This is a genomic window from Enterococcus sp. FDAARGOS_375, assembly GCF_002393265.1.
Classification (GTDB): Bacteria; Bacillota; Bacilli; order Lactobacillales; family Enterococcaceae; genus Enterococcus_D; species Enterococcus_D innesii.
In genome coordinates, this window is the sequence record NZ_CP023515.1 from 357,830 (window position 1) to 380,782 (window position 22,953).

The 22,953-nt window shown below is 44.4% G+C and carries 22 protein-coding genes; 1 reads left to right on the top strand and 21 read right to left on the bottom strand.

Annotation, left to right across the window (positions count from 1 at the left end):
* Nucleotides 1-34: 34 nt before the first annotated feature.
* The 4 genes from CO692_RS02660 to CO692_RS02675 form a co-directional block, all read right to left on the bottom strand.
* Nucleotides 35-1,411, bottom strand: a complete 1,377-nt coding sequence (locus tag CO692_RS02660; RefSeq protein ID WP_096741465.1) for a PTS transporter subunit EIIC — start codon at nt 1,409-1,411, stop codon at nt 35-37.
* A gap of 146 nt (nt 1,412-1,557) precedes the next feature.
* Nucleotides 1,558-2,553: a LacI family DNA-binding transcriptional regulator gene (locus tag CO692_RS02665; protein WP_096741466.1), complete on the bottom strand. Its 996-nt coding sequence runs from the start codon at nt 2,551-2,553 to the stop codon at nt 1,558-1,560.
* Nucleotides 2,554-2,923: 370 nt separating this feature from the next.
* Entirely contained in the window at nt 2,924-4,234 is a 1,311-nt protein-coding gene (locus CO692_RS02670; protein WP_081116571.1) for an NCS2 family permease, read from the bottom strand.
* Nucleotides 4,235-4,394: 160 nt separating this feature from the next.
* A complete protein-coding gene (locus CO692_RS02675) occupies nt 4,395-4,994 on the bottom strand; it encodes an NUDIX hydrolase N-terminal domain-containing protein (protein WP_096741467.1) in 600 nt (199 codons plus the stop codon).
* A gap of 189 nt (nt 4,995-5,183) precedes the next feature.
* Between CO692_RS02675 and CO692_RS02680 the strand changes: the two genes are divergently transcribed.
* A complete protein-coding gene (locus CO692_RS02680) occupies nt 5,184-6,188 on the top strand; it encodes a DUF389 domain-containing protein (RefSeq protein WP_226818218.1) in 1,005 nt (334 codons plus the stop codon).
* Nucleotides 6,189-6,231: 43 nt separating this feature from the next.
* On the opposite strand, the gene CO692_RS02685 is transcribed toward CO692_RS02680, so the two are convergent.
* From CO692_RS02685 to CO692_RS02765, 17 genes are all read right to left on the bottom strand, one after another.
* A complete protein-coding gene (locus CO692_RS02685; RefSeq protein ID WP_096741468.1) occupies nt 6,232-6,858 on the bottom strand; it encodes a zeta toxin family protein in 627 nt (208 codons plus the stop codon).
* On the bottom strand, nt 6,859-7,725 hold the full coding sequence (locus tag CO692_RS02690) for a class II fructose-bisphosphate aldolase (protein ID WP_010747730.1): 867 nt from the start codon (nt 7,723-7,725) through the stop codon (nt 6,859-6,861).
* Nucleotides 7,726-7,747: 22 nt separating this feature from the next.
* A complete protein-coding gene (locus tag CO692_RS02695) occupies nt 7,748-8,140 on the bottom strand; it encodes a hypothetical protein (protein ID WP_005225457.1) in 393 nt (130 codons plus the stop codon).
* An 18-nt stretch (nt 8,141-8,158) separates the two neighbouring features.
* Nucleotides 8,159-9,448, bottom strand: coding sequence for a PTS sugar transporter subunit IIC (locus tag CO692_RS02700; protein ID WP_008379073.1), 1,290 nt, complete (start codon nt 9,446-9,448; stop codon nt 8,159-8,161).
* A 31-nt stretch (nt 9,449-9,479) separates the two neighbouring features.
* Nucleotides 9,480-9,782 (bottom strand): PTS sugar transporter subunit IIB, encoded by a 303-nt coding sequence (locus CO692_RS02705; RefSeq protein ID WP_074932245.1) that lies wholly within the window; start codon nt 9,780-9,782, stop codon nt 9,480-9,482.
* 24 nt (nt 9,783-9,806) lie between these two features.
* The gene (locus tag CO692_RS02710) at nt 9,807-11,876 is read right to left on the bottom strand and encodes a BglG family transcription antiterminator (protein ID WP_096741469.1); all 2,070 of its coding nucleotides are present in this window, start codon (nt 11,874-11,876) and stop codon (nt 9,807-9,809) included.
* Between the two features lie 238 nt (nt 11,877-12,114).
* Entirely contained in the window at nt 12,115-13,164 is a 1,050-nt protein-coding gene (locus tag CO692_RS02715) for an FUSC family protein (protein WP_096741470.1), read from the bottom strand.
* A 261-nt stretch (nt 13,165-13,425) separates the two neighbouring features.
* Nucleotides 13,426-14,646 carry an NAD(P)H-dependent oxidoreductase gene (locus CO692_RS02725; RefSeq protein ID WP_042890446.1) on the bottom strand — a complete coding sequence of 407 codons (1,221 nt, stop codon included), beginning with the start codon at nt 14,644-14,646 and terminating at the stop codon, nt 13,426-13,428.
* Between the two features lie 26 nt (nt 14,647-14,672).
* Nucleotides 14,673-15,278, bottom strand: coding sequence for an NADPH-dependent FMN reductase (locus tag CO692_RS02730; protein ID WP_096741473.1), 606 nt, complete (start codon nt 15,276-15,278; stop codon nt 14,673-14,675).
* 24 nt (nt 15,279-15,302) lie between these two features.
* Nucleotides 15,303-16,241 carry an FAD:protein FMN transferase gene (locus CO692_RS02735; RefSeq protein WP_096741474.1) on the bottom strand — a complete coding sequence of 313 codons (939 nt, stop codon included), beginning with the start codon at nt 16,239-16,241 and terminating at the stop codon, nt 15,303-15,305.
* Between the two features lie 201 nt (nt 16,242-16,442).
* Nucleotides 16,443-17,294: a helix-turn-helix domain-containing protein gene (locus CO692_RS02740; RefSeq protein ID WP_015509261.1), complete on the bottom strand. Its 852-nt coding sequence runs from the start codon at nt 17,292-17,294 to the stop codon at nt 16,443-16,445.
* Between the two features lie 66 nt (nt 17,295-17,360).
* A complete protein-coding gene (locus CO692_RS02745) occupies nt 17,361-18,083 on the bottom strand; it encodes a deoxynucleoside kinase (protein WP_096741475.1) in 723 nt (240 codons plus the stop codon).
* A gap of 15 nt (nt 18,084-18,098) precedes the next feature.
* On the bottom strand, nt 18,099-18,539 hold the full coding sequence (locus tag CO692_RS02750) for a nucleoside 2-deoxyribosyltransferase (RefSeq protein ID WP_096741476.1): 441 nt from the start codon (nt 18,537-18,539) through the stop codon (nt 18,099-18,101).
* Nucleotides 18,536-19,114, bottom strand: coding sequence for an LOG family protein (locus CO692_RS02755; RefSeq protein WP_096741477.1), 579 nt, complete (start codon nt 19,112-19,114; stop codon nt 18,536-18,538). Before CO692_RS02755 ends, CO692_RS02750 begins: the two co-directional genes overlap by 4 nt.
* 322 nt (nt 19,115-19,436) lie before the next feature.
* Nucleotides 19,437-19,844, bottom strand: coding sequence for a helix-turn-helix domain-containing protein (locus CO692_RS02760; protein ID WP_015509256.1), 408 nt, complete (start codon nt 19,842-19,844; stop codon nt 19,437-19,439).
* A 304-nt stretch (nt 19,845-20,148) separates the two neighbouring features.
* Nucleotides 20,149-20,301 (bottom strand): hypothetical protein, encoded by a 153-nt coding sequence (locus CO692_RS17635; protein ID WP_017144328.1) that lies wholly within the window; start codon nt 20,299-20,301, stop codon nt 20,149-20,151.
* A gap of 9 nt (nt 20,302-20,310) precedes the next feature.
* Nucleotides 20,311-22,917, bottom strand: a complete 2,607-nt coding sequence (locus CO692_RS02765; RefSeq protein WP_226818220.1) for a WxL domain-containing protein — start codon at nt 22,915-22,917, stop codon at nt 20,311-20,313.
* Between the last annotated feature and the right edge of the window lie 36 nt (nt 22,918-22,953).

The window sequence follows — 22,953 nt, forward strand, 5'->3', positions numbered from 1 at the left end:
TCTTTTCTCTTGCCGATGAACAGCAAGGGATTATTTATTGGTTCAACTCTTTGGCTAGCGGTTTGCGCTGCAATTGGACACCAGCAAAACCGACACCAAAGGCAATCAAAATCACGACAACGTATTTCAGCATGGCACCGAAATCTCCAGTATACAACAATAGACCTGGTATAAAAGTGATGCCCATCCCAGTGGCAGCTAATTGGAAGACATACGTCGCAAACCCGCCGACTGCGCCTCCCAGCATGCCTGCGCCAAAAATGCGCATCGAGCGTAAGTTGACCCCAAATAGTAAAGGTTCCGTGATCCCAAATAAGGTTGGAACCGCCGCACTGATGGCATTTGAGCGTTTGACTTTGTTTTTATAAATAAATGCCGCAGCGATCGCAGCCCCAAATTGTCCCGCCATACTTGCTGTACCTAAGACTTGTAGGACGTTTTCGCCTGTCGTATTCAATAACCCTAACTCAATAATACTTAACGAATGGTGCAATCCAGTGATCACGATCACTTGCTGAACCCCTCCGTAAATGATATAACCGATGCCCAATGGTGCTTGCACCAAGTAGACGATACTGTTGATGACTGCTCTTTCAGCTACTTGCAAGATTGGTCCTAACGCAAACAAAATCAAACCTAAAGTAATGACGATCGTTAAGAATGGTGTCACGATCAAATCCATCATTTGCGGAACAAATTTACGGAACCATTTTTCTAGCTTAGAAACTAAGAGCCCGACAATAATTGCTGGAAAAATCGACCCTTGATACCCAGAGATCGATAAACCGAATAAGTGCAATGGCTCTGCATCCCCGCTGGCAACTGCCCAAGCGTTCGGCAATTGCGGTGCCACCATCATCAATCCTACCACGATCCCAATGATCGGATTACCGCCGAATTTTTTCGTCGCACTATAGGCGATCAAAACAGGTAAAAAGGCAAACGCTGTATCCGTTAACATTTCAAACATAGCTAACCAGTCAGCACTATAAGTGACCCCCAACTCGGTCAATAATCCCCGAATCCCCATCAAAAGCCCCGTCGTTACCAAAGCTGGAATCAATGGCACCAAGACATCTGACAACGTGCGGACAACTTTTTGGACGGGTGACAGATTCGAATAGACATCATCTTTGAAGCCAGCTTTATCAGCGGAGGCGTCATTGCCCATTTCTGCTGCGAAGGCTTGATAAACTTCATTGACTTTTCCTGTTCCAAAAATGAACTGATGCTGTCCCGTGTTGAAAAAATAGCCCTTGCTGCCCTCAACTGCTTCCGCTTTGTCTTTATCTACTAACTGATCGTCTTTCAAAATCAAGCGCAAACGTGTGGCACAGTGTTCAAAGTTTTTGACATTTTCTTTGCCGCCAACAGCTTCTAACACTTGGTCGATCGTTTTTTGTTCCTTCATTTTTCCCACTCCTTTGATCGTCGGTTCATTTGTGGAACCGGTTCTACATTTGTAGATTAACAGAAACCGTTTGCAATTGCAAGCAAAGAAAATAAAAAAACAGAACGCCGCAACTGGACGTTCTGTTTTCTCTTAAAATGTTTGCTTTATTTCTCCTGCTTGTCAAGCTTGGCAGTCGACTGTTTGACCACTAATCGATTCGGTAATTCGATCACTTCAGGAACCTCTTCCCCTTGTGTCAGTTTTTGGATCGTTAAGACGGCATCGATGCCTAATTGGACATAGGGATATTGGGTCGTTGTGATGGTCGGATAGACATAATCCGTCGAATCATAGCCACCAAATCCGTTCAAGGAAAAGTCTTGCGGCACTTGATACCCTAGTTCATGGGCGGCTTTCAATACAGCAACAGCAATATTGTCGGTAGCACAGGCGATGTACGTTGCCGATTGATCTTTCAAGAACACAAGGGCTTTTTGGTACGTTTCTCTTCTTGAAAAGGACGTTTCGATAAAGTCGACTTTGACGTTGGGCGTTTGTGCCAAGACATCAAGAAATCCTTTTTTCCGCAAGACACCTACCGCATAATCATTTTCGCTGACACCAACAAATAAATAACGTCGGTGGCCAGCGCTGACTGCATATTCTGCCATGATTTTGCCAGCTTGATAATCTTCATGGACGATGGAATGAATGCCAGCTAACTGTTGACCTAACAATAAAACAGGCATAGGAACCTCTGCCAGCACCGCTTGCAGCTGCGGCGTGATTTTGCGCGCAAACAGGATCATCCCTGCTACTTTTTGTTTGACCAGCATTTCGATATTTTCTAATTCCCGTTCATCGCTTTGATCAGAGTTGGTGATCAGCATTTGATAGCCGTTTTCCCGTGCCGTCGTATCGATCCCTTTCAACACATCATTTGTCGATGGTGAATTCAGTCGAGGAATGATCACGCCCAGCAATTTCGTGTCTTGGGCTTTCAGCGAACGAGCAAATGTATTGGGGCGATAGCCAGTGTCAGCAATGATCTGATCAATTTTTTTGCGCTTTTCTTCACTGATATAGCCATTGTTCAGATAGCGGGAAACCGTACTTTTCGCTACTCCCGCCTTTTCAGCAATGTCCTTGATCGTTGTCATGATTTCCCACCTTTGCGTTTTCTTTTATTATAACAATAACTGAAAGAAAAGCGCAGGTTTTGCGTGAAAATTGTTGGGTTAGGCGGTTTTGGAATGAAGCTTCACTTCAAAGTAATCTTACAATCAATGAATGGTAGAGAAACTAAAACCTCCCTTTACAAGATATGGCGAAGATCGATCAGATCATTGAGTATTTTTTTAAGCAATACAACGCCCTGATCCGTCGGCATATAAACCACGGATAGTAAATCCTTATTCAATTCTGAACATTTTTATAGCAAGCGACATATAATAAAAACCAGCTAAGCCACGCTTAACTGGTTTTTTATTAGTTGAAATCCTATCCTAAGTTTACATTAAAACGTCTCTCTCACACATTCAAAATCCACATAAACCCAAGAAAGACAAAGAACAAGCCGTACATGATTGGTGAGACTTCTTTGCCGCGTTTGGCTGCTAACATGGTGATTGGGTAAAAGATGAAACCCAAGGCGATCCCATCGGAGATGCTATAGGTCAACGGCATGCCTAGTAGAATCAAGAAGGCTGGGATTGCGATTTCCATTTCGTGCCATTTGATTTCTCGCAGCGATTGTGCCATCAGCACACCTACAACGATCAGTGCTGGTGCCGTCACTTGGGAAGTAACAACGGATAGCAATGGTGAAAAGAACAAGCCGAACAAGAAGAAAATTCCAGTCGTCACGGCAGTCAAGCCAGAGCGACCGCCCACGGCGATCCCAGCGGAGGATTCGACATATGCGCCTACTGGTGAGGTCCCTAATAAAGAACCAGCGAGCATGGCGGTGGAGTCAGAAGCAAGTGCTTTGCCGACCCGCGGCATTTTGTTGTCTTTCATAAAACCCGCTTGATTGGCAAGTCCCACCAAGGTGCCTGCAGTATCAAAGAAAGTGACGAGTAAGAAAGTCAGTACTACGACCCACATTTGCAGGGAGTTGATGTCTCCTACATGGTTTAGCGCCACTAAGAATGTGGACGAAATACTCGGTGCAGCAGAAACGATACTGGATGGTGCTTGGATCAAGCCAGTCAAAAGACCTAAAACAGTTGTTGCGGCCATCCCGATAAAAATTCCACCAGGAACTCTGCGAACCATCAAGACGGCAGTGATCACTAACCCAAAAATCGTCAGCCACGTCGTACCGACACTCAATGAACCTAGTGCCACAAGGGTCGAATCATCGGAAACGATGATCCCGCCTTCGCTCAATCCCAAAAAGGCGATGAACAGACCGATCCCCCCAGAGATGGCATATTTTAAATCAGCAGGGATCGCATCAATGATCAGCTCCCGTAATTTAAAGATCGTGATCACGATGAAAATCAGTGATGCCACAAACACACCCGCTAATGCTGTTTGCCATGGAACCCCCATTCCAATACAGACTGAATAAGAAAAGAACGCGTTGATCCCTAATGCGGGTGCCGTAGCGATCGGGTATTTTGCTAAAACCCCCATCAAGATACAGCCCAATGCGCTGGCTAACGCCGTTGCCGTAAAGACGGCACCTTCGTCCATCCCAGATGCCCCAAGGACCGTTGGATTGACGAATAAAATATAGGCCATCGAGATAAAGGTGGTAAAACCAGCTAAGATTTCTCGTTTGACCGTTGTTTGTAAGGCATCCAGCCCAAAAAAGGAATTGATTTGATTCTTCATTTTTACTCCTCCAGCAATCAAGCAAAGGTGTCGCCATTGCTTGATTTTTTATAATGAAAACGACGAAATCAATCATAAACCAACTTTATCTGCAAGTAAATATTATCCAGTTAAAAAAACCAATAAAACGCTTTTTCCAACATCTTACCCTTAGCTGTTTTTAATCAACGTGTAACGACTTCTCATTCACCAATTGCTCCAGTTGTTCCTTGGTGGTGCGCTTGATGGAAAGCTTCGGCAGCTCCTTCAACAAAAAGTAATCGCTGTTGGAGGTTTCACTGTTTTTGATGAAGTCCCCTGCCAAAACATCACAGGCAAAGACCAGCTTATAGTATTGAAACACTTGCGGAATGTCTGGTCTTAGATTCGTATCAAAAATTGCTCGCAGCTCCTTGACCTCAACGAGTAAGCCAGTTTCTTCCAGCACTTCTTTTTTGATGTTTTCCCGTGGCGTCAAGCCAATTTCTGCATAGCCTCCTGGCAGTGACCATTCTTTCGTCAGACTGTCTTCCACCAGCAAGATTTTTTCGTCTTTTTGGATCAATGCTCGTACATCGACTTTGGGCGTAGGATAGCCCTCATTTTTTTCTGTTAAAAGGGTCAACGCAGCTGCGTCTTGATCCACGACGGTACTCATCAAATGCAATGCCAACTCTTTGATCTCTTGGTAACGTTCCTTATCGTACACATCTTTGCCATAGTATAAACCTGCTTCAGCGATCGATAACAGGCGTTTGTATTGCGCAAAATAATCTTTCATCCATTCCGCGCCTTTTCCATTTCTCTGTTATGCTTCTTATTCTAGAGGAAATCGGCGGTTTTGCAAAAGATTGGCAACCCAATCATTGAATTCTCGTTGCTGCCATCGCCTGATAAACGCAGATTTTTGTAAAATCAGCCGATTTAAGGGACAATGAAAAGAGCAGAACGATTTTTCTCAGAAAGGATGATGAAGGTGAACTTAACGCCTGATTTAGTTTCCAAAGAACAATTGATTGGAAAAATTCAAAAAGATATGGACCAAACGATGCTCGTCTATGCACTTTTAGTTTGTGCAACGCTGATTGCTTCGATTGGTTTGAATTACAATTCCACTACCTCGATTATCGGGGCGATGTTGATTTCGCCACTTTTAAATGGGATCAACGGGATCGGCTTTGGTTTAGGTCTTTCCCACTTGCGCTTAGTCAAAAAAGGGCTGCTGGTCTTTAGCATCCAAGTCATCATCGTACTTATCATCTCATTTGCCTTTTTCTTACTCACGCCAGTCAAAGATACAACCCCTGAAATCATGACCCAGACGTCTGCGACGATTTGGGATATTTGCATCGCATTGATCGGTGGTTCAGCACTGGCTTTTGCCAAAGTCAGAGGCCGCGACAACGATGTCATTATCGGTGTCTCCATCGGGACGTCCCTGATTTTGCCGCTTTGTGTGACGGGTTATGGGCTGTCGATCAAAGACTATTCGATTTCATGGGAGTCTGCTCAACTCTTCTTCACCAATTCCTTTTTGATTTGTTTTTCCTTGTTCATTACCATCTGGCTGTTGCAGTATGGGGATTTCCGTCACCAAAAATGGTGGAAGTTTGCCGTGGTTGCCTTACCGATCACGGTCATTGGCAGTTTCTTCGTTTATACGACGATCCAAACGACCATCGTGGAATACCATGCCAAGCGTTTTGTAGAAGCCAAACTGGGGGAACATTATTTGCTGGAGCAAACACTTAATGAGCAGAAACAATCCCTTGAATTAAAACTCGTCGGTGAACCACTCTCGAAACAAGCGGTCGCGCAGCTTGAAGCAAGTCTTGAAAACTATGCTTTGCCCGACTACCAGCTCAAGGTCAATGTCTATTCTGCCAATAAAGAGGGGCAATTTGATGCCAAAGTATTAGCCGAAATCCTCCAAGTCCAAAACCAAGGAACTTCGAAATTTTTGGGCTTAGACTAAAAAAACAGGCGCTGCCCTTTTCAGGTGTAGCGCCTGTTTTTCTTCAATTTGAGTCATTGAGTTGTTCAGCGATTCTCTCGATCAACGGGCGATAATCCACTTGCTCGTAATCTTCCACATTGACTTCGATAAGCGCTCCTAACTGAAAGTCATCGTAACGGCGATCAGTGATGATTTGCCGAAACGCTTCTTTGGTTATATGGTTGGTTGCAGCTTGTCTATCTTCCAGTACATCCCCGTAATGGTACCGTTCCATGATAAAACTCAAATGGCGGTCATCCGCTCGATCACGTAAGTAACGTCTTTCCCATAAGGTTTCAAAAGAAGCTGTCAAACGTATGGTCAAGCAGTCATAGCCATAGCTTTGGGCGAGAAAAGTCAGCAATGGCTTCTGTTTTTCACTAAAAGGGTATTCCGAGACCACCAAGCGTTTTCCTAAAGACATGTACAAGCCCAATGCCTGATAGTAAAAAGGCCAAACATACTGCTTTTCGATCTGGGCTTTTTCTGCCAATGAATCAAAGCCGAGGGATTCGGCATAGCACTCTTTGATTTCATCTGGCGTAAGAGCGAAAAGATCAGGAAAACGTTTCTTCAACAGATTCAGTAAATAACTTTTTCCAGTTCCAGGGCTGCCTGCTAATAAAACAAGCATCTTTTTGCGTACCATCTATTTGCCGATCGCAGTCGGCGCTTTCGTATTCATGAAAAGGCCGATCTTGTGCTTGACGATTTCTTTGATGGCTTCATTGGATGGGATCACGTTGTGGCGCAAAGATTTGTTGACTTCCGTTGCCCCAAAATTTTCTTTCGCAATCTTCGTCCAATTGACCAACAATTCAGTACCTACATTAAACTTGCGAATGCCGTTATTGATCAATTCAGGATAATCTTCTTCTTTGACGCCAGTTCCTCCATGAATGACTAGCGGCACGTCGACGACTGCATGGATCTCCTTCAATAACTCAACATTCACTTCGGTTTTGGAGCGGAATTGACCGTGATTGGTTCCGATAGCGATGGCTAGCGCATCGACGCCAGTAGCAGCGACAAACTCTACCGCATCTTCTGGGCGTGTGAAGACTTTATCGTCTTCTTCCACATGAATGCCTTCTTCTGTGCCGCCGATCGTTCCTAGTTCTCCTTCGACGGACACCCCATGGGCATGAGCGTATTCTACGACTGCGCGCGTTTTCAAAATGTTTTCTTTGAAGGGCAAATGCGAGCCATCATACATCACCGAGCTATAGCCGCTATCAATCGCCGCTTTGATCTCATCGAAATCTCTGGCATGATCCAAATGCAAGACAGCATCTACTAGCTCGTGATCGGCAATCGTTTTGACGACATTGACCAAGACATCATAGCCGATGTATTTCGCCGTATCGATACTTGTTTGAATGATGATGGGTGCCCCCATCTCTTTGGCTGCCCGCAGCATACTTGGCAGCATTTCTAAATTATGGGTATTAAAAGCCCCCACTGTAAAATTCAATGCTTCTGCTGTTTTCGTTACTTCTTTTAATGTTGTATACATCCTTGATTCCACCTCGTCTAGTTTAATTGCCGCTGATCGTAAGTTGTTTGGCGATTTGCCGCATTTCTTCCATTTTGTCCATGTAATAGTCGATCTTTGCATCGTCGCCGTTTCGTGCGGCGGCGGCACGCTGAGCATTGTAAAGGGACATCAGTTTTTTGTAGCCGTCCCCGATCGATTTTTTCGCCTGCAAGCTTTTTTCCAATGCGTCGATCGCTTCTTCTGTGCGGGAAAGTTTTGCCTGCGCCAAGCCTAACGCTTCATACAATTTTGCTTGTTCGTCGATGTCAGTTTCTGCTTGCAACTGACTTTCTAGATTTGCAATAAGCGCTTCTGCCTCTTGGCTTTCTTCAGCGGTCAAAGGAACCGCTGGTGTTTCTGTGGGCTTTTTTTCTTTTTTGAAAAAAGAGAACATAGGTCTTCCTCCTAGCGATTAAAAGTTTTTCAATAAGGGACTGATGATCCAAGCATATAGCAAGGCTGCCGTAACGGTATCCACATCAGTTGCCGTAGCGTTAACAAAGCCCATTTGATTGAAGATCGTTACAAGTAGGGCTGGCAGTAACGTAATGAAGAAGCCGTGAAAGATCCCTCCGATGATCGCCCCTCGACGTCCACCGACCGCATTGCCGAAGATCCCAGCGGTACCGCCTGCAAAGAAGTTCGTCAGCATCCCTGGCAAGATCATCGCCAAGCCAAAGACTGGTAAAACGAACATGGCGATGACTGTCCCAATCGTTGTAGTAATGAAGCCTAAAATAACTGCATTTGGGCTATATGGGAAGAACACTGGGCAATCGAGTGCTGGTTTTGCATCAGGCACCAATTTCATGGCGATCCCACGAAACGCAGGGACGATCTCGCCTAAGAGCAACCGAACGCCTGCTAACAAAACATAGACCCCAACCACGAATTGAATGGCTTGTAAGAAGGCATACATGATGTAATTTTGATCACCAGAGAGCGTAGAAGCAAAGGTTTCTCCAGCAAACAAGACCGTCACGATATACAGTGGAACCATCACGACCATGACAGAAAGATAGGTATCTTGTAAAAATTCAAAAGAACGTGGCAGTTTGATGTCTTCGATCGATTTTTTCTTCTCGCCTCTTTCTCCAAACAGATAGGCAACGCCTGCTTCAAAGAGGTAGCCGATCGTACAGAAATGTCCGAGTGCAATGTCGTCTGACCCAGTGACTTTGCGGATGATGGGCTGAGCCATCGCTGGCATCGCTACGGCAAAGATCGCCCCAATCAACCCACCGACAAGAATCAAGACAACGCCGCGTAAACCAGCGAAATAGCCAAAGACCGTCGTCATGGTCGCCATCCATAAAATGGCTTGACCCGTTAAGAAGATATATTTCCATTTTGTAAAGCGTGCCAATAAAATATTAAAAACAAAGATGGCTAAAAATGTCAGCGCTATGTCCCGACCCAAGCCCAACTCATTCATCGCTTGCCCGTTGATGGCTTCGATGGAAGGAATTATGCCTTGCATGTCGAATCCTTCTGTGAAAATCTCGCCGAAATAGGTCAAACTACCGACGATGATGCTAGAACCAGCGCTTAAAACCTGGAAGCCCAATAGCGTCTTCAAACTTCCTGAAATGACTTGACCTGCTGACTTTTTCTGAAGCAGCAGCCCTAACATCGCGATCAAAGCGATCGTGATCGATGCCTGCGTTAAAATATTATCAATGATAAAATTGATGATGCCCATTTTTTCAAACTCCCTTCGTCATGCCTCTTCCTTACAGTGCACCTTTTTCCTTTAATACTGGGGTGATTTTTTCTTCGATTTCTGGTTTTGAAACGATGTTGCGTAAATAAATGATTGCGGTTGTCGGGTCCAAGGCAAACTTTTCAAATTGCGTTCGGAAATTCTCTGCCGTAATGATGATGTCTGGTTTCATTGATACCGCTGATGAGATATCGACATGATCCAATTTCGCCTCCACTCCTAATTTCGTTAAGACATCTTCTGTTGACATCTGAGCCGCAAAGCTGCTGCCAAGACCTGCACCGCATACGAATAAGATCGATAATTTGTTCATGATTTTTTCCCCTTTTCTTGTTTTTTATGAAAATAGCAATGATTGAAACGCTTCAATCGTAGAGCAAGCCAGCAACTGCGTGACTTTTTCTTCATCATTGATCAGTTCGATCAATTCCTTCATGATGGCAAGATGAGAGTAGGAGTCCACCGCAGCCAAGCAAAAAATGATTTTGACGGGGTCCATTTCTGGGTTCCCAAATGCGACTGGCGGCGCCAAGGTGAGGACACTCACGCCCAACTGCTGGGCGCCATCTTCTGGTCGTGCATGCGCCAACGCCAAATGTTTGCCAATGACGATATAAGGCCCGTATTCCTCCACCGCCGCAACCATTGCCTCGATATAGCGTTTTTCGATGATCTGTTCTTTTACTAGCGGCTGCGCAGAGCGTTCAATGGCTTCTTCCCAATTTTGAACAGGAACGTTTAATTGAATATGATTAGCGGATAAAACATCTTTTAACATTGGCTGAATCTCCCTTGCATTAATGGCTAATTGATTTTGTTCAAACAAGTGTGTCAATTTGCGATAGGCGGCAGCATCGACTGTCCCGCCGCTTTCTTCAATCACTGTAAGCAACTGATTGAAGAACAGCGTGGCATTTTTTTGGTCAAAGGCGATCCGCTTGAATTGTTCATTGTTGTTTAAGAAACGGCGGATCACTTGGTGATTTTCTTCATTGATGATCGGTGGGATCAGTAATACCGGCTTTTCTCGATAATCGATCTCATAGGTTGAAAAAACCAGATCCACATCGAATTTCGTAATCAAATTGACTTCTTGTGAATTCAAGACTGCCGCAACTTCTACTTCTGGAAACTTCTCCTTGAGGCTGGCTGCCAGCAGATTGCCGGTTGCCATTCCATGGTTACAGACGACGACCGCCTTATAGCTCGTAATGAGCTCGTGGTTCAATGAACTTAGGGCTGTAGAAAAATGGATCACGAGAAATGTCAGTTCATCTTCTGATAGTGGATGACCGACGATCTCTTCGATCGTGGGGGCGAAGCCCTTGACGGCTTGGTAGATTTGTCCATAATTTTTGCGAACAGTCTCTTTGATCGGATTGGGTACTTGAATGCCGCTCTTGGCTCGAACGATCAGCGCTGCCATATGTTTATACAATCCCTCTAACAGCTCTTCTTCCTTTTTACTAAAAGGGATCTTGGTTTGGCATTCGACAAATTGGATCAGCTGCAGCGACAAAAGTTGCGCATGTGCCCATTCGATGGAATTGGACAAATCTTTAAAGTTCAGTGACTCGATGATGAAAGAAAGATAGTTGACTTCGATTTCTGGTGGCTCGATCGAAAAGGTTTCAGCGATCGCCTGGATATAGGCTGATCCTTGGAGCTGATTGCTAGAAGTAGACCAGTTCATGCGAGTGATAAATTCCTTCATTCTGATACGCATCAGCCAAATGGCGGTAAACAATAAGATTTGGCTGCTATACAACTCATTTTGATTTGGCGGCAACACTGCTTGCATCACTAGTTGGATCTGTTTGATTTCTTTTTGCGGCAAATAGCGATAAAGCAATTTCGTAAAGACTAAATCTGGGGTCTGTTTATCAAGTGGCAACCTACCGATCCGCTGATTGATGATGTCAAAAATCATCGTCCGAATCGCTCGTTCCGATCCATTCAACCGCAGTCCTTTTTTTCCTAGGCTGATGATCTCAATGCCATATTTATTGATGTCCGCCCGCAAACGGCGCATGTCTTCATCCATGCTACTTTTCGATATCTGGTACGCTTCTTCTTTTTTATTCAACACCAGGATCTCTTTTGAAAATGTCAGATGCAGCAGCAGATCAAAACGACGCTCTTCACGGGTCATATATTCCGACTGTTGTGCGTGTAATGCCTGCCAAACGATGGCTTGCTGTTTCGAGGTCAGTTTCAAAAGGATGCCCTTTCCTCGAAGAGTTTGGATCGGTCCGATGTGTAAGTCAGCAAGAAACGTGTTGATCTCATTCAAATCATTGCGGATCGTCCGCCCACTGGCTGCAGTCTCTTCTGCCAGTTGCTCGATGGATAGTGGATAATCAGTCACTAACAGGCGATGCAAAACATCTACGATTCGTTTTTTCACAACTTTCTCTCCTTCTCTGATTTGAGTATATGATTTCGCTTACAACAAAAAAAGTAGATGTTTCTGCCACTTTAGTTTGCAAAAATGTAAACGCTTCTATTTCAAAATAGGAACCTTTGCTCGATTATTTCATATTTCCCTTATTTTTCCTATCCGATGGAGATAACGTTTAGATAGAGAATCAAAGGCAAAAAAAGCAAGAGCTACAGCTCTTGCTTATCGATGATGGTGCATTATTCTATTGTGTTTGATCCGTCGTGTCTTCTGGTTTGTTTCCCAGTGCTTGCTCCATTTGCTTTACTGCCCAATCCATTAGAAAGATCAACAGCATTGCCAGCACGCTGCCGATCAATGCCCCTGAAAAACGCAATGGGATCAATTTCAGCGGCGTAAAACTAGTACCGATGGTCATTAACAGCAGGACTTGCGGGTTGGTAAAAAAATTAGCAACGGTATAATTGACTGGCATAAAAAACTCCGTCAATATGTTTAGAATGATCAATACCACTGCGATCGCTTCAAGGGGCATATGCAAGGACATCAATAAGAAACCCAGCAGCAGCCCCACGATTCCTCCCAGTACCCTGCCGATCGTGCGATTTTTGATTTTTTCCATATGTTCTCCTGCCAAGACGGCAGCAGCAGAAATCAAGATCCAATAGCCGTTGCTGTCCCGCAACAGATAGGCAATGTAGGTCGCAATGAACAATATCAAAGAAAAGTGCAGCGCCTTGATGACCATTTCTGGTTGCTGAGATAATGCTAGCGAATATTTCTCGTGCAAGCTCAGTTGTTGAAAGGCCGTTTTTTCTTCTTTCAACGGCAGCTGTTCAGCCAACGAAATCACCAGTCCAGCAAGCAGCGAGCCTGCGATGCCATAAAGCAAATAGGAACTGTGGTGCAAGATCTCTCCAAGGTGCGCTGCGTGAAAATTAAAGCCGGTGGCATAAAGCATCAACACGAAGAAATAGTCGGGCTTGGGGATCCGCATCACTTTTGACAACAAAAACGCCGAAAACGACAACGCACCGATGATAAAAGGCGCGCTCCAAGGAATCAGTGCTGTCCCAGCGCCTAAAATAAATGCCAACAGCAACGCAGCGCCTTGGGTCAAAATGGCGCGTAGATTATAAAAAAGGGACCGATGTTGAAAAGCCAAGTAGGAAAAAGCCCCCATCGCCCCCACAGAACTTATCAAAGGGTCCTGAACGAGGATCCCTATAAACAAAGGAACCGCCATCGCAAACCCTGATCCTAACGGACGCAAGACTTTTCGTTTGTCTTTCATGCAATTCCTCCTATCAAAAAATATGTACGATGATACAGCCGTTTTATAAGCAACGTCCTAAACTAGTATACGAAGCAAAAGATGAATATGCAAATTTTTTTCAGAAACTTTGTGAAATTCTCGCAACGATGTCCTTGATCAACTCAATCGCTCATAGAAAACCGTTCATTCATAAAAAAGCAGCAAAAAGAGAAGTATTCGCTTGGCAACTGATTGCAAGCGAATGCTTCTAGCGATTCCTTCTCTCCCTTTAGACAACCCTTATTTCACTGAAGCGCTGGTGACCGCATCTGCTGCAGGTGCGTCATGAGTACTGGCACTAGTGACCGCATCGGTCGGTTCTTGGTGCACAGAAGCACTGGAAATGGCGTCTTCATTGCCGACAAGTTTTTGACCGGTTTGTTGCAAATACCATTCGATGATTGGCTTGAAATCAAGGATGTATTCGTTGATCCCCGCATATTCACCGTTTTCATCGTGCATCGCTTGATAATTGTGGACGATGTATTTTTCTGGCACCTGTTTCGGCACATGGACCCGAACCGCGTCGGTCGCCCCACTGCGCAGCTGTTGGATCACCCACTCAACATTTTTGAAGGATTTTTCAGGATGGCATTTTGCTAATGGATTACCGACTTGTCCTGGCACACGTGCTGCCAGCATATTTTGGGCTTCTTCCCGCAGATTGTAATACAAGAATTGGTTGTTGCTATCGGCAAATGTCAATTCCATCGGCATCGAATCTAAGAAGTAATTGATCTGATCGACTGTCAGCAAGCCGCGATTTAGTTTGACGTAGGTATTGCCAGAAACGGCACCGACTGCTTCAGCGGCTTTTTCCAGCCATTGATCATCATACATATCCACTCCTTCCACGGTGGTTGCGATTTTCCCTGTGGCGTAGAGGTCTTCGGGCGGCAATTGTTTGGGACCCGCTAAAGCAGAAACGACTTTGATAAATTGCAAGAAGCTGTTGATCGTCGCATCTAAAAAAGCAACCGTTCGGGCATCGATCAAATCACCGGCTTCATCGAAAGCTTCTTTGGCTTTGCCCAACAAAAACTCATTTCCTGGCATCACTAAAGCATTGACTCCCGGTGCGTCCAAAATCTGGCGCAGATGCAGCTGGGCCCTTGAAGTTCCTTGATCATAGTATGAGGCACCCACGATCATCACTGGTTTGTTTTCCAGAGGATGGATCTTGAATGAAAGCCATTCTAGCAAGCTTTTCAGTCCTGCCGTCACGGTATGGTTGTGCTCAGGTGTAGCAATGATCACACCGTCTGCCATCAATAATTGCCGATTCAAACGCTGGATGGCTGGGCTTTGGGTTTGATCTTCCTCTTGATTAAAGAGAGGAAAGTCTTTGATCTCTACAAGTTCTAACGTGAATTCCTTTTTGTATTGCTTTTTGATAAAGTTCAGCAGCTGACGATTGGTGGAGACTTCAGCGGCTGATCCGACGATTCCGATCAATTTCATTGTCTTTACGCTCCTATCTTTTGCGGTTAGATGGTTTCCCATGAAAATTCAGCAGCTTCTTTTTGATTGGCGGCATGGGCGTGCTGCAACTGGCTGGTAATTTTTACAAATAAAAGAAAATCGTTGAACAGTCCTTGCAGTTTTTGGGTCTGCTCTTCATCGATCAAGTTGCCTTGCTCGTCAAACGCTTGCAGCGAATGACCTAATAGAAATTCAGAGCTAGGCATGATCCGTGCTTTTAACTCTGGAGAATCCAAAATCTGTCTTAGATGGGCTTGCGCACGAGAAGAACCTAACGTCCCATAAGAAGCACCAGTGATCATCACTGGCTTGTCAACAAACGGGAAAATTCCATAGGACAACCAGTTCAGAGCATTGATCAACGCTGCGGGTACGGCATGATCGTATTCTGGTGTGCTGATGATCACACCGTCTGCTGCCGCGATTTTTTCGGCAAGCTGGGTTACTTGTGCGGGCAACTCTTTTGATTTTGGTTTGTTGAACATTGGAAGATCTTTGATCTCGACTAGTTCGATCTCTGCCTCATTGGCAAACATTTTTTTCATAAACTGCAACAACGTGCGATTGGTGGAACGAGTGGCATTGGTTCCCACGAATCCGATAAATTTCATCCTGTCTCTTCCTTTCTGGTTGGGCTATCTTAAAAGTCTTGCCTGAATGCCTTTAGAGGCAATGACTTCATTTTCTTTGGTTACGATGATTCCTTCGATTTCTGGCTGCTGCTGAATCTCTTGTAAAACAACTGGAATGGGCTTGCCAAACAAGCGCGAAGTCCAGATTTCCCCCAGTAACGATGTCGCTGCAACGATCGTGATGCTCAAATACCCACATTCGATGGGAAAGCCACTCTGAGGATCAATCAAATGATGATACGTTCCTTCAGCGGTGGTCAAGACCCGCTCATAGATCCCCGAAGTGACGACGGTTTGGTCCTTAATTGGCAAAATGCCCAAGGTGTCTGCCCGACCGCCTTTGGGATCTCGGATCCCGATCCGCCAATGCCCGTCCGAATGATTTGGTGCAGCGCCGAAACAGACAATATTTCCGCCTAAGTTGATCAATCCATACGCTGCTCCACGGGCTTGGCAATGGGTGCGTAACTTATCAGCGATGTAGCCTTTTGCTAATGCTCCGAGGTCGATCCTCATTCCAGCTTTTTTCAAAAAAACCTTGCCTGCTGCCAATTGGATCTGTTGCGGGTCTGTTAGCGCAAGCAATTCTTTGACCTGCGTCTTTGATACGATGCGGGCATCTTCAAACCCGATGCGCCATGCTTGGACCAGTGGACCGATGGCAATATTCAGCTGACTGTGGGGAGCACAGCTATGATGTTTGCCGATTTCGATCAGCTGGTACAATTCTGGATCAAGCACAAGCCCCTTTTGTCCTGCCAACTGATTCAGCTGATTCAATTCCGATCGCGGATCATTGGCACTAAAGCGATGGTCGTATCCTTTCAGCTGGTTCTCCAGCTCGTCCAGTACACTTTCTGGTTTTGTATGAGCGACTTTTAACTCAATGGACGTGCCCATCCGCTGAATCGTGCGAGCGGCTTCTCTCACTGCTGCCTTCATAAAATCCCTTCTCCTCAAAACGATGTATCTCAAATTATGTTAGTTTTTTCACAATTAAAGAATACTCCCGATATATTTTTTTGTCAACACAATTATATATTTTTTTATATAAAGAAAATCAAAAAAAGCAGTCCCTTCGTCAAAAGGACTGCTAGTTATCAAGCATTTGCGCAACAAATCTTTTTTGTCGAAAATATATTTTTATTCGATCGTTTCTTCGACCGCTTTTAAATGCGCCAGTAATTTTACATTTTTATTGATTTTGGCATACGCTCGTGCATCGTGTAACATTTCCAAAATCGTTTCTTTCGGCTGTTGTTCACGAATGGCATTTTCGGTCAGTTGGGCTGCCGCGCGAGCCAAGTAGTAGGTCAAATGATTGTCGGAACAAATCGCCAACACATAATTCAACAAGGTATCACTAGTTTCCAAATCATCGACTTTCGCATAAAAGACGCCGCAATGAAAGACGATGTTCAACACCCGCCACGTGTCTTCGATCGTTTTGATCGGATAGGTATAAATTTTCTCAAAGACCTTCGTCACATAAAACTCGGCCTTTGCCCATTCCTCTTCTCTGGCATACACCAAACCGATCCCAGTATACGCTAAGAGATCAAACAATTCCTCCGCCGTTTCATTCATCAATAACTGATCGAATTGAAACAAGACATCGGTAATCGCCGCTTCATTAAAAATCATTTCAAAGCCTTTTAAATAATCATATTGCGCTTTTAATGCTGGTTCATCGATCAGCTTCACTTCGATTTGACTTAGCAATGCAGCCAACTGTTCATACTCGCTCGTGATCAAGTAGAATTCGGCTTTTGCCAATTCTTCCTTGATTTTGGTCGTTGCGACATTCATGGAAGAAAACAAGTCGACCAATGGCAAGCCGATCCGATTACACAATTTGATCAAAATTTTGAGGGACGGTGCCTGCCCGTTGTTTTCAAATTTACTCAAAGTGGCTTGCGTACAGATTCCTTCCGAAAGTTCTTGCTGCGAGAAGCCCGCCTGTTTCCTCGCCTCAATAAATCGTTCAACATTCATCGCCTTGCTCCCTCCCATTGTCGATAAGACACTTGTTTTTTTCGTAAGCTGTCCTCAACTGCTGGGTCAGCTTGTCACAGATGCTGCGTTTTTCTTGGAAAAGTCACCTTTTGCGATGGCTTTGTCCGTACAATAGTGTCCTTTGCCATGGGTCTCACGGACTTCCGCCAATTTTTCTTGGATCATCTCGAGGATCACCATGAGGTTGTCTTCATTGGCAACAAAGTCCAATTGATCCCCATCAATTTGCATTTTCGGACAAACGTCAAAGTTTTCATACCATTCATCGTACCGCTGATTCAACTCTTTGTAATAGTCGTACAATGTCGGATCGTTGGTAATTTGTTCATAGGAACGACCACGTTTGTTGATCCGTTCAATCATTGTATCCAAGGAAACCTTGATATGAACCATTAGATCTGGGTACTTCAACGGCGCTGATTCTTCCAATTCCCGCAACATCGTGTTCAACAGGTTATCGTATTGTTCGACTTCCATCGGTGCGATTCGACCTAGATCCGCATTTAGATGAAACATCAAACTATCCTCATAGATGGAGCGGTCAATGACATTGTCATCATTGGACAAAGCTTCCCGCATCCCTAAAAAGCTTTTGTTTAAGAAAAAAATCTGCAATAAAAAGGCGTATCGCTCTGGATTGGAATAAAACAATGGCAGAACATCGTTGTCCTCCACGTTTTCATAGAAAGGCTTCGACGCCATTTCCTTCGATAAAAAATCAGTCAAACTGCTTTTTCCTGCCCCGATCGTTCCTGCGATTAATAACACATTCATCATCCTTTATTAAATATAGTCACCGACAAATGCTCGGTGCGCCATCTCTTCAAAATCATACGCTGTTCGTGCCGCCAGATCAGTCAAATACGCTTGCACCGACTCCGTCAACATCAGATTGACCGCCGCGGCTTTTTCCTGAAAAGTGATCACTGGTTTATTTCGTAGGTTTGCTGCGCCGATTTCAAAGGCTGTTCCCGGATCGGTGATCCCTTCATGGTCATCCAAAACGGCAACGACGACATCGGCTCGTGTCAATTCCAGCATGTCTTTTTCGAAAATTTCTCTTGCCCGTTCTGGTGTATTGGGTTCAGATGAACCTTCTTGGTACAAGCGCAGCGAATAGACCGCCAAGGGCTGCGGGTTTTCAGCTAAACTGCGTTCTACCTGTTTGAGTCGGGCGACTTGTTCGTTTGAAAAAAACGGTCCCGCTAAATAGACATGCTTCATCCTGCCAAGCACTCCTTTCCTGACCCCTTCGCAGCCAATCGTTGGATCAACGACTCAACGTCAGATAGGAAAAAGAGCGTTTCAGACAGTTCAGCCCAAGCAAAGCTGGAAGCTTCAACCATTTTTAGCAGCGGCTTTAGTCCATCAGTTAAGCCTTCGGTCATCAACACACCGATCGGCTTGCCTGACAATGGCCCAAGAGTCGTAAAAGAGCATACTGATGACAACTCCTCTAGTGTACCAAATCCACCAGGTAATACAAGGTAGGCATCGCTCATTTCCAGCAATTGTTGCGTTTGTTCCTCCCTCGTATCCGTATAGAACTCAGTATAGGTGCTTGATCCAGTGACGATTGGCGGCAAATCTTCTGCAAAGGAACCTGATGGATAGATCCCTGTCACTGCGCCTTCTTTCTCAAAGACCCCTTTCACGATCTCCCTCATCAAGCCAGCCAAAGGGCCGCAATAAACCAACTCGATGTGATTTTTTGCCAAGGCATTGCCGATGGCACGAGCGGTCTTTGCCAACTTTTTCTCATTTTCTAAACGGGTGCCGCAACATACAGTTACTCTCAAAAACAACAGCTCCTTCTTCACTACACCTGCTATTTTACACAATCTCTCAAAAAAGTAAATACTATATATTGTGCTTCATTTAGACAAAAACCGTTATATTCACTATATATTGTATATAGTCGTTAGCGTCTTTTCGCTTTTCCTCAAACGTTACAAACCTTGAAAATAGCAGAAAAGAAAAAGTAGAATCAGCTTTCATCGATTGTCTCAGCCCTCTTTCATCCCACATAAAAAAACACGACGCAGCTAGGCTCGTGTTTTTTTATCCATCACTTTTTTTCTCTTGTTCAAGCAAAATTCAGCAAAATACTGCATAAAAAATTTATTTTTCGTCAGTGGCTGCTTTCAGTTTTTTCAACTCCTCTTGCTCGACAAAAAAGGTCACTTCTCCTGTTTCTAAATCGACGGATGCTTTGACTTCAACCCCTTTTGGGAAAAACTTGCTGGCATCGGTCTCGATTTTCAAACGCATCGTTCCATCTTTCAATCCAGCACCATAGGTCATCGTACGAAAGTTCTTTTTCATTCCTGCTCGCTCCTTTTTTAATAGCTCATCGACACTGCACCCATAAAGGGTACTCAGTTTTAATAAATTCAAACTGTCTGGGACCGTCTTGCCGGTTTCCCAATTTGAGATCGATGTGCGGGTCACTAAAATTTTTGTTGCTACTTCTTCTTGGCTCATTTGCTGTGTGACTCGATGGTTCTTTAGTGCTTCCCCAATCGTCATCTTGGCCTCCTTCTCCTACCTTAACGCAGACCTGCTGTGATTTCTGCTCAAATCCATTGATATTAAAGCATTGTCAAACAGTTTTGACAGGATTTTCTTAAACAAACTCTCCGTGATAGCGGTTTTCTTTCTATCATAGATGAAAAAAGAACAAATGACTAGAAAATGATCTTCTCATTTTTAAGGAAACATTTGGCGAACGACTACGTCTTTTGTGACAGAATGTTTCCAAACTACTTCTTGCCCTTCAACGTGAAGGAATAAAAAGCAGCATCTGCTCTAGTATACGAAATGAATGATCCCCTCATTTCTCTAAGCAAAGAAGATCCGCCAAAGCACAAAGGGCGCTATCGGTCGCTTCATCGTCGATGGCTGCTTGCAGATAAAAAAACAGCTGCAGATTTTCTCTGCAGCTGCTGTCTCTATTTTCTTCCTTTTTCCGATTACTGAGAAACATTGGGGCGGCTCAGTCCATCTCTGGGACAAAGCTTAATTCCCAGTGGATAATGCCCGTATAGCTTGTTGCTTGCGGCGTAGCGTTGACAGGAACTTCCAGCATCACACTTTGATCCATTGTTTCTCCATCACCAAAGCGTTGGATCCATGTCCCGCTGCCTTGTCCCTCTTCTGCTTTTGCCAAGATTTGTCTGCCTGTATTTAATTCACGGCTTTCCCAGTAGGTTGGGGTGCTGGATGTATTCGAACTTGTCGTTGCCATGCGGATGTTGTTGAGTAAGAGTTGTACTCCCCGCAGCTGATGGCCTTCCTCACTGACAAACCCTGCTTCATCTAGCCGTGCGCTCAGTGTCCAGCCGGTGGACTCCTCACGCCGATCCGAGATTTGAACATAATTTGGACGTTCTCCACCAGCAGGATCATCCTCTGCATTCCGCAGTTTTTGTGGCAGTGCTGGATAATAGGCTTGACTCGAACGAATCGGCACGTGTCCGAAATCAAATTGCGAGATAAAGTCGATACTGATCAACCCTTGGTTTTCAGGAAGCGTCGGACGATTATCTGGATCAACATCTACATCAGGATTCAGAGGATCTCGAGGATCGACACCGTCTACGATGACGGAGGTCTCATCGCGTCGTCCATTTAAAAATGCCGTTGCCGTTACAACTTCTTGCCCGCGGAAATAATCAAAGTCATCAAATTGGGAGAGATCAAATTCAAAGGAGCCATCTTCTTCGGCAATGACATGGAACCATTCCGTTTCGCCCTCAGCATTTACAACAGTATCTAAGGTTGGTTCTGGTAAACTCAGATCCCTACTGAAACGAACGTAAGCGCCGGGACTGGTTTCTCCCGTGATCGTATAGGAATTGCGTTGAGAGCGATCATTGGTCAGAGGATCAAGCACGATCTCGACAGGAGGAATATTCTCAAACAAGAGACGTTGCGCTCTTGGCGTAAAGTTCGCTCTAGCATGTTCTGCTATATTGGGATCTAATGCGCTAACCGTATTAGCCGGTATTCCTGCTCCGTTAATATTCGCGTTCAACCTCAAGATATTCTCCCAATCAAAATTAGGATTCTCGTTTGTATTTCCAGGGATCCATTGCTTAATCGACTGATTACTTACATTTAGTATTGCATTTCGAATCACGTGTGCCGTACTTGAGGTGATTGATCTAGTCTTTTGTAAATTTACCCTTGCAGCATCATCTATATTGATCGTTGAGTTATTCGTATTATTATTGGTCGAAAACATAATTAAGCTTTGACTTGCTGAGAGACTGTCTGACTTAATATCTAGGGTAGCATCTTCATCAATATTAATTTGTCCAGATGCGTGAAAAAAAATAGCATGGCTAGCAGAATTATTTTGGTTGACTGCTTCGATATCAAGCGTACTCCCTTTTCTGAGATTAATACTACTACCATGACCAGGTGGCATAGAAATGATATTGGTCGTATCATTGTTAGCAGCAGTATTACGTCCAGAATTGGAAATTTTTAATGTGCTTTCCTCTAGTAGATTGATATGAGTAGTCTGAGCCGGAACCCAACCATTAGTTGAAATAGCAGGAAAATTGCTTTTAGGCGTCAAATCAAGGGTCGCACCTTTACCTACGGTTAAGACAGGACTATATCTAAAGAATATATTTGCCCCCCATGCTTCACCTTGTCCTGTACCATTTGCAATGATTGTAACCTCCGCATCGTCTCCAATCGTAAACGTTGGATTGGGACTATAGCGAAACCAAACATTTCCTGCATTGATTGTCGAAAGGTGAACTTTAGCCCCCTCTAAAACTTCCAAATAACCGACTTCAAAATTCGCTTGGTTGGTCGCATTAATATTCCAATTACCACGTCCTAATCCTGCATCATAAGGATTCCTTTGTACAGAAGAAACATTCCCCGATAAAACAGCTGTCGATTGATACCCATGGAATACTTGATTGCCGACATGATTGACATTATGGTACCGTATCGTCGCTGCTCTTTGATTATCAGCTTGTAAGTCGTTATATTGTATAGGTCCATAGTAATTTCCACTATACATCTCAATATTCTGGAGGGTAATGTCCCAAGGCGTCTCTGGATGTGCTGTAATATTATTAAAACAAACCGACACTGACCGAAAATCGATTGTGTGTCCTTGTCCTTCGATGATTAATGTTCGAGAAATCCTTGGTGAATTGAGATAGAGGTAGGTAGCTATTCCAGAGGGATTTTGATTTCCAAACCAGTCAGTCATTGTAACGTTACTCAATCCTTCTGCAGGGCGATCAGGAGAGTCAAAGTTCTCGGTCAAAGTTATATACTTAACCGTTCGGGTTTGGATTGCTAAGATAAACTCTTGCCAATTAGCGACATATCGCTTAGGATTCTCCGAATCATCGTCATCATTGGGAAGTGCTCCCTCTTTTGGCTCTGTTTGGTCAGGATCGGTTGTATCTTTCTGCTCTTCGTTCTCGGGTTCTGCTTCCTCTCGATCGCTTTCTTGCGCTTCTTCCTGACCTTCCTCACCTTCTGCTGGTGAACCTTGGATTTCTACTGCCAACCGTTCTTCTCCTACCAGTACTTCGTAAGTTCCTTCTTCTTCAAAGATTATCGGCAAAAGCCAATTGCTCTGAGGTGTTTCGCTAAGCAGCTG

Bases quoted from the DNA above. Each gene is read 5' to 3' on its own strand.
- CO692_RS02660 (WP_096741465.1), bottom strand. From the start codon at position 1,411: ATGAAGGAACAAAAAACGATCGACCAAGTGTTAGAAGCTGTTGGCGGC.
- CO692_RS02665 (WP_096741466.1), bottom strand. From the start codon at position 2,553: ATGACAACGATCAAGGACATTGCTGAAAAGGCGGGAGTAGCGAAAAGT.
- CO692_RS02670 (WP_081116571.1), bottom strand. From the start codon at position 4,234: ATGAAGAATCAAATCAATTCCTTTTTTGGGCTGGATGCCTTACAAACA.
- CO692_RS02675 (WP_096741467.1), bottom strand. From the start codon at position 4,994: ATGAAAGATTATTTTGCGCAATACAAACGCCTGTTATCGATCGCTGAA.
- CO692_RS02680 (WP_226818218.1), top strand. From the start codon at position 5,184: ATGAAGGTGAACTTAACGCCTGATTTAGTTTCCAAAGAACAATTGATT.
- CO692_RS02685 (WP_096741468.1), bottom strand. From the start codon at position 6,858: ATGGTACGCAAAAAGATGCTTGTTTTATTAGCAGGCAGCCCTGGAACT.
- CO692_RS02690 (WP_010747730.1), bottom strand. From the start codon at position 7,725: ATGTATACAACATTAAAAGAAGTAACGAAAACAGCAGAAGCATTGAAT.
- CO692_RS02695 (WP_005225457.1), bottom strand. From the start codon at position 8,140: ATGTTCTCTTTTTTCAAAAAAGAAAAAAAGCCCACAGAAACACCAGCG.
- CO692_RS02700 (WP_008379073.1), bottom strand. From the start codon at position 9,448: ATGGGCATCATCAATTTTATCATTGATAATATTTTAACGCAGGCATCG.
- CO692_RS02705 (WP_074932245.1), bottom strand. From the start codon at position 9,782: ATGAACAAATTATCGATCTTATTCGTATGCGGTGCAGGTCTTGGCAGC.
- CO692_RS02715 (WP_096741470.1), bottom strand. From the start codon at position 13,164: ATGAAAGACAAACGAAAAGTCTTGCGTCCGTTAGGATCAGGGTTTGCG.
- CO692_RS02725 (WP_042890446.1), bottom strand. From the start codon at position 14,646: ATGAAATTGATCGGAATCGTCGGATCAGCCGCTGAAGTCTCCACCAAT.
- CO692_RS02730 (WP_096741473.1), bottom strand. From the start codon at position 15,278: ATGAAATTTATCGGATTCGTGGGAACCAATGCCACTCGTTCCACCAAT.
- CO692_RS02735 (WP_096741474.1), bottom strand. From the start codon at position 16,241: ATGAAGGCAGCAGTGAGAGAAGCCGCTCGCACGATTCAGCGGATGGGC.
- CO692_RS02740 (WP_015509261.1), bottom strand. From the start codon at position 17,294: ATGAATGTTGAACGATTTATTGAGGCGAGGAAACAGGCGGGCTTCTCG.
- CO692_RS02750 (WP_096741476.1), bottom strand. From the start codon at position 18,539: ATGAAGCATGTCTATTTAGCGGGACCGTTTTTTTCAAACGAACAAGTC.
- CO692_RS02760 (WP_015509256.1), bottom strand. From the start codon at position 19,844: ATGACGATTGGGGAAGCACTAAAGAACCATCGAGTCACACAGCAAATG.
- CO692_RS17635 (WP_017144328.1), bottom strand. From the start codon at position 20,301: ATGTTTCTCAGTAATCGGAAAAAGGAAGAAAATAGAGACAGCAGCTGC.